7 protein-coding genes are annotated in these 6,833 nt (G+C 59.7%); 2 read left to right on the top strand and 5 right to left on the bottom strand.

Annotation, left to right across the window (positions count from 1 at the left end; all coding sequences use genetic code 11):
- Both ACILRA_RS17675 and ACILRA_RS17670 read left to right on the top strand, forming a co-directional pair.
- Window positions 1–759, top strand: a 759-nt coding sequence (locus tag ACILRA_RS17675; protein WP_395663382.1) for a nitrilase-related carbon-nitrogen hydrolase, incomplete at its 5' end; no start/stop codon positions are given.
- A 491-nt stretch (window positions 760–1,250) separates the two neighbouring features.
- Window positions 1,251–1,688 (top strand): hypothetical protein, encoded by a 438-nt coding sequence (locus tag ACILRA_RS17670; RefSeq protein ID WP_395663381.1) that lies wholly within the window; start codon window positions 1,251–1,253, stop codon window positions 1,686–1,688.
- Between the two features lie 201 nt (window positions 1,689–1,889).
- Here ACILRA_RS17670 and ACILRA_RS17665 read toward each other — a convergent pair whose 3' ends face one another.
- The 5 genes from ACILRA_RS17665 to ACILRA_RS17645 all read right to left on the bottom strand — a co-directional run.
- Window positions 1,890–2,132: a hypothetical protein gene (locus ACILRA_RS17665; RefSeq protein ID WP_395663380.1), complete on the bottom strand. Its 243-nt coding sequence runs from the start codon at window positions 2,130–2,132 to the stop codon at window positions 1,890–1,892.
- 439 nt (window positions 2,133–2,571) lie between these two features.
- A complete protein-coding gene (locus ACILRA_RS17660) occupies window positions 2,572–3,594 on the bottom strand; it encodes a nucleotidyltransferase family protein (protein WP_395663379.1) in 1,023 nt (340 codons plus the stop codon).
- Window positions 3,595–3,687: 93 nt separating this feature from the next.
- Window positions 3,688–4,815, bottom strand: coding sequence for a hypothetical protein (locus ACILRA_RS17655; RefSeq protein ID WP_395663378.1), 1,128 nt, complete (start codon window positions 4,813–4,815; stop codon window positions 3,688–3,690).
- Between the two features lie 42 nt (window positions 4,816–4,857).
- Window positions 4,858–5,067 (bottom strand): hypothetical protein, encoded by a 210-nt coding sequence (locus ACILRA_RS17650; RefSeq protein WP_395663377.1) that lies wholly within the window; start codon window positions 5,065–5,067, stop codon window positions 4,858–4,860.
- 45 nt (window positions 5,068–5,112) lie between these two features.
- Window positions 5,113–6,833: hypothetical protein (locus ACILRA_RS17645; protein WP_395663376.1), on the bottom strand; the 1,721-nt coding region annotated here is incomplete at its 5' end.

Here is a 6,833-nt window from a genome sequence, read left to right as displayed (position 1 = left end):
GAGGTTGAACTCGATTCATTCTATGAAACCGAGATGCCCGGCCCCACGACCCGCCCGCTTTTCGATCTGGCGAGCCAGCTCGGCATCGGCTTCAGCCTCGGCTATGCCGAACTCGATATCCGCAATGGCGTCAAACGCCGCTTCAACAGTTCTGTGCTTGTCGACAAGACCGGCCGCATTGCTGGTAGATACCGGAAGATTCACCTGCCGGGCCACGCCGATGTTCTGGACCGGCCTGGCCAGCACCTCGAGAAGCGCTTCTTCGAAGTGGGTGACCTCGGCTTTCCGGTATTCCGCGCCTTTGGCGCGATCATGGGCATGTGTATCTGCAATGATCGGCGCTGGCCGGAGACCTATCGTGTTATGGGACTGCAGGGTGTGGAGATGGTGCTACTGGGCTATAATTCTCCTGTCGGCCTAGGAGATCCCTACGAGCTCGACGCGCTTGAGCCATTCCACAATCACCTCGTCATGCAGTCAGGCGCCTACCAAAATGCCACCTGGGTGGTTGGCGTCGCCAAGGCTGGCTGCGAGGAGGGCTTCAACATGATCGGCCAGACCTGCATCATCGCACCGTCGGGAGAGATCGTCGCGATGTGCTGCACAATGGGCGATGAGCTCGTCATCCGCAAATGCGACCTTGATATGGCGATCCCCTATCGCGCCGACATCTTCAACTTCACAGCCCATCGCCGCCCTGAGCATTACAAGCTTATCACCGACAGGGCGGGGGCCTTGTTGCCTCCGATCTCGGACTGACGAATTCACATTGCGTGCTTCAGGTGTAAAAGCCAGATCAATAATACCTCACTGAACCGGCCGATTTGTTTGGCTGCGCCGGAGCAAATCAGCGGCAGTTACCTCCACAAGTCAGAGCGCCCCTGCGAAGGATAGAAGAGGCGTAGTCTCTGCCTGGCGGGAAGGAAAGAAGCCCTGCGTAAACGTTTCCAATTGCCAGCTTCCGCAGTCGTACCAGGGGCTTCGCTTCTCCCCGCCGAGAGAGTTCGTCCCCAGCACCTTTCCCTCCGCCATAAGCCATTGAAATCATTAGATAACTTCTGATTTGGGTGACTTTTTCCCCTCATGGCTCCCCGATAGCGCTCTCGCTTGCCATTCATGATGCCTGCAACGTCGCCATTACTGGCGGCACCATCGACGGCGGCACCTTCTGACGGGTGGCAACTTCGCCACTCTGCCTCCATGACAACTGAAAAGAGGCCAGTACGGGCGTCAGACTGAAGCGTTCCGCGGTGGCTGGAAAGGCTCCCGCCGTCCCCGGCCTTGAACTCGGCGAGCTTGCCGTCAACACCTTCGACGGTAAGTTATACCTCAGGAAGAGCGACGGCACGGGCTCCCAGTTCCTCAAGACGGGCTTCAGCATTTGGCAGCTCGTCAATCCCGCCAGCATCACCCCTGTGGTCACTACGAATGCCGCTTCGGCAACATCGATCGCGGTCAGCGTGTTGCGAAGCTCCTGCCAGGTTGGCCTTGCGATGGCCTCTCCCAACAACGACTCGGGCTCCAACATCTCCTGGACGAGTGCCAGCCTGAAGTACAACATCCTCGGCAACTCCACGACCCGCTGGAGTGCCGCCCAGATCGACACCCAGACCGGAACCTTCAACGTGACTGGCAGCCAGTCCGCGACGGAAAACATCATGCGTGTGACGGCGGCGGTCTGGAGCTGAGGCCGCGGACGTTGGTGTTTCAATCAAGGGGTCATTTGTTGGGCGGCTGGCGACAGGGTGCAGAAGTACAGGCGCTATACCGATGACGCCTGCGAGCGCATGTTTCGCACCAGGGACATCGTGAACCCGGAGTACGTGACCCGGGTGGCGCGCTGCATGTGGCTGCGTTTGGCAGGACGGGCTCTTGGCGGGTAGGGGGGACTACCTTCGCTTCATGAGATAGCAGACCGCGATCGTTGCCCCGCCTTTACCCGCGCCGCTCTCTTGGGCGCATAGCTCCATTTCGTTTTCGGACAAAGGGCGCGTATCAAACAGGTTGTCCTCATCTGCAAAGATCACCGTGACATTGTCTTGGCGGATTGCTCCCGCAAGTTTCTCCGTCTTGGTTTTTGTCGACCAAGTGCAGATCAATCCTGAGCCTTCTTGCTTCTCAATAGTGAGCACCTACTCCTTCGTGCGGTCAGCAAACAAAGGTTCATTCTGAGCGGGGCCGTGTGTGAGTAATCCGAAGCGAGCGCCACCGGCAATTGAGCCGGACCAAGTTCCGACCAGATTGGGTGTCTCTTCAGACAAAGCGGCGGTCGTGGATGTAACGAGAACGAAAATGGAAGCGACATGCACTATGCGCGACATTGGATGCTTCTGGTGTGACATCGCGGTACGTAATCATGTCGTTTGTGAAAGGGCAACTGAGGACAACAACTGTGAGGATGCATCAATCAATCCTCACAGAGGACGAAAGCAGTGGTCGGTTTGGTAAACCTAGCGCGCGTTCCGACCAGGTGGAATCACCTGGTCGAAAAGAACTCGCGCAAGTTCAATGGCTTGAGCATGATCTTTTCGCAAAAGTGGTTTCCACTTTTGCGGATCATGCTCTAATGGATTATCGTCTCTCGGCTATCAATCGGCGGATCCGGACTGGCAAATATTCCTGCCGCTCCCAGACACGCTGTCCGAACTTCACAAGGCGGGACGGATAGTTCCTGACACGCCAGGACATCTCGAAGGCTTTCCGCCACTTGGCGTCCGTCATGGACCGTTCGACCAACCATTTCTCCGGCCGCTCCCTCGGTGAACGCTGAAGACCTTCTGGAAACAAAGCGCCCAGCCAGCTCTCTGCGACGGCCCAATATTCAGCAAGCAGCGACAGCCTCTTGGGTAAAACGGATGCTCTTATTGTGTCGATTGCAATGTCATACCGGTAATGCTGCGTGAGGGCTGCAAACTCAAGGAGGTGGCGCACGTGGATCAAGCGGCGGGGACCCAGTTGATGGCTGATCTGCGAGTGGATGAAGCTGTGTACCAACTGGGCGGTAGGGTCCGGGATCAGGACCGTTGCCCCACTGGGAAGGACAATCGACAGCAAGTTGGCACTTTGCTGCAATGCCTTGTCGTCGTGCTTTTTTTTAAGCATGCGCCAGTGTAGCTCGACAGATACCGGCAGCGACTGATGCTGCATGCCAGGGATGTGAGCGACGCTACGTTTCTCGACCGCCGTTGCCCAAAAGTAGGAAAGGTAGGCATCGGGTTTCTCGCTGTAGCCCATCCGGGCCAGGAGAGCATGCGCGTCACTCATTCTTTCATCTGGCACGACAATGTCGAGGTCGCTCATGAGCCGATCGGTGGCTCCCGGATAATGATTGGGCAAGAGTGCGATCGCTCCCTTTATCAAGAGCGGCGTGATGCCGATGCCATTCAGTTCTTCGGCGATACGGAATAGTTGTGTTCGCAGTGTCTCGTTTCGGATCAGGTTCAGGCTCTGGATGCCATCGAGATAGTTGCGAACCTCCGGGTCTAGTTGATCGAGTATCTGCCGGCGTTTCAGGGCGGATGCCAAGGCCGGAGTGACGAGTTGTGCGCCAGCTGTGCGCAACAACTCGGGCCAGTTCACCTCAGGACTGGTCAACGTGCGGAGTGTGTCATCATTCGTCTGCTCATCAAACGACAGGCATCGGCATAGAAGTCCCAGCGGAGTGCAACGGAGGGCGCCTGACTGCATTCAACCGACCCGCCCCAGCAGGTGTTGAACCATTGCCTTGCCGGTTACCAAACTGGGATATTCTATTGCATACGCAGGCATGGAGCTCACCCACCGGCAAAGGTCTTCAAGTTTTGTCTGCGTCAGGTCCCGAATGACAGCATCAGCCGCGACGAGCCGATGAAGCGCTTCCTCCGGGCTCATCAACCGGCTCGTGGTGTTTTGATCAGGTTCGTAGCTTGGGAACAGAAGCAACCTCGGCAGGCAGGGTCTGGACACGACAGGGTGCCGGGGTGGCAAGTAACGAACTGCTTCTCCAAAGCGTGACGTTTCCACGGCCACCGCAAGATCAGCCCGACAGGGTTGCAGTACCTCCCAGCTTCCCCGCTTGACGCAGGCAGGCAGGCCAAGCGCTACGGCAGCGCCGTCATGATCAATGGGGATGACGTCGTCGCTCAGCAAGCGGTATCCTTCGGCTTCAAGCGCCATCGTCAGTGTGGTTTTGCCTGAGCCACCGGTTGCAGCCAGCAGAAAGCAGCACCCATCTGGTGACACAAGGCCTGCTCCATGCACCACGAGAAGCCTTTCCGCAGTCCTGCAACCGAGTTCGCCGAGAAGCTTGAGCACAGCAACAACGGCCTCATCCTGGCCTTGGCCGTCGAGCAGTCTGGCGCCATTGACCAGGAGTTGCCAGTTCGCCCTCTCCCCGGTGTACTCGATCACATCGCACGCGACGACTTGCTCATTATCGACCTTGGCTACCCCCAGCTGGGCGAGCAGCGGTTCAACCCTCGTACGCAATCCCGCGTCATCAATGCGGAGGATATTGGCGCGTTGCGCCACTGAGAGTGGCATGTCGCCAGCTTTCAGGCTGGCTACTCCAGGTGCGGGAAACTGGATCAGCTCCTCCGGGGTGGCAAGTCCATGGCTGCCCCCTGCGGGACGAGTATCCTGAAGAAGGCCGGCGCTGCGCCATGTTCGGAGGTACTCATCCAACATGCTACGGGCTTGTGATGGCGGCAGTCCAAAACGCTCTGCAAGAAGGCCTGCAGTTTCGCTGGGATCGAGGCCGAGGCTGTGCAGGTCCCACAAGGCGGCTTCATCTGCCCTCAGCACCCACAGCCGGCGCTCGCCCGGCCTGGTGAACAAGCTCGACTGTCCAAGGCCGGCAACGAGTAGCAAGGGCTTGGCTCAGGTGGGATCGGGTGGCGGAGTATCGGGTGGCGGGGTATCGAGTGGCGGGGACTCCGCCGACGCCCGATCCGACATCAGCAGTGTCATCAGTGCGGGTGTACTGAGGGCCGCCATTCGACCGAGCTTGGCGATTGCGGCGCGGCGTGTGGCTCCAAGCTCTACGCTGGCCTCAGCCGCATTCTCAGCAGTGGCTGCTTCGGTTGTCATATGTTCTTTAATGCCCACACCGGCGATCCTTACTTAACGAGTGATTTAATTGCCCAGATATTGCCAGGTGAACTGCCGGGTTGACGTGTTCAACGTCAGGGCATAGCTGGTGGCGCTGGCGGGAGATATCCGCTTTCCGCTGATCTTGTCGATCAGCACCGAGCGTTTGAGGATTTGAGGATCGCCCTCCCAGCGCAAGACCACCGGCTGGCCTGCCCGATCCGCTCTCACCTCGAATGTCCATTCACCGGGCTTGCCGTTAAAGGCACGAAAGTCAGTGGCGTAGTCGCCCTTGCTGACACCCCACGCCGAACGCGGGAATACCAGCGTCAGATAGGGCGCTGCAAAGGGTGCCATGGCATTGAGGTCTCCAGCGTCATACCCCACCACGGAGCCAGGATACTGCCCCAGCACCGCCTGCGCCTTCATGGTCTGCGCCGGGTTCTCAACCTTCAGCTTGACCTGCCACCCCTTCGGCTTCTCCTGGGCATGGGCGGGGCTCACGAACATCCCCACCACCGCCTCCGCGAGGCTCCGCGAGACACTGGCCATCTGGTCCATCAGCTGCTGCGGCAGCGAGCCGGTGATGGTTGAGGACGCTGCGGGGACCAGCAGATCGATGGTCTGGCCGACGCCCCCGGCCAGCACCTTGATAAAGAAACCTTGCGAGTATTTGAGATTGCCCGGGGTAAAAGTGTCATCCCAGGTGTCGTAGCTGCTACCGTTCCAGATCCAGATCTGCTTGCTGAGATAGCCGGCCGTTTGGGCCTCGCTTGGCGTGTAGATGGTGCCGGCAGAGCCGCCCACCCGGACCCGCACCTGTGACCAGGCGACATCATAGCCAAACGGGTTGCCGAACATGCGGGCCCCGGCAGCTGTGGTATTGACCGGCAGCACCACGCAGCCGACAAGGGACTGGCAGCCAGTGAGCCCGGTGGTGACCGTTGCTGCAACCCCGGCGACGTTGAGCGTGCCGCTGACCGGCGCAGTGGAGCTCTTCAGCCAGTAGCCCGCACCATTGGCAAGCGTGCTGCTGGTGAACAACGAGGTGTTGCCGCTGTTGGTGGCGTTGCGGCCAAACACCGACCAGGTGGTGCCTAAGTTGGCAGACACCAGATTGGCGGTGGGGCTGTTGCCCAGCACGCCAGCCACATCCGCCGGGCTGGCGCTCGGCACGCAGGGCAGCGCCAACTGCCGCCATTGGTTGACGGTGTAGGCCAGACCGTCACCGCAGACGGAGCCTGAATACATCGCAACGTCGGTGCCATCAGTGCTGACCGCCACGAACAGGCCATTGCCATAGGTGACGCTCCACCAGCTGTTATCGGCCGCCGACGTGCGGCTCGTCCATGTGATGCCGTCCGCGCTGGTCATCACCCGGTTGCCGGTGCCGCTGTTGCTGACCGCCACGAACAGCCCGTTGCCATAGGTGACGCTGTACCATTGGTTGTCGGCAGCTGAGGTGCGGCTCGTCCATGTGATGCCGTCCGGGCTGGTCATCACCCGATTGTTGGTGCCATCAGTGCTGACCGCCACGAACAGGCCATTGCCGTAGGTGACGCCGCGCCAAGCGTTATCGGCCGCCGAGGTGCGGCTCGTCCATGTGATGCCGTCCGGGCTGGTCATCACTCGGTTGCCGGTGCCGCTGTTGCTGACCGCCACGAACAGGCCATTGCCGTAGGTGATGCTGCGCCAAGCGTTATCGGCCGCCGAGGTGCGGCTCGTCCATGTGATGCCGTCCGGGCTGGTCATCACTCGGTTGCCGG

The sequence above is a fragment of the Aestuariivirga sp. genome (assembly GCF_044239095.1).
In the GTDB taxonomy this organism is placed as follows: Bacteria; Pseudomonadota; Alphaproteobacteria; order Rhizobiales; family Aestuariivirgaceae; genus Aestuariivirga.
The sequence above is the reverse complement of the archived record's forward strand: the minus strand, read 5'-3'. Positions and strand labels throughout refer to the sequence as shown.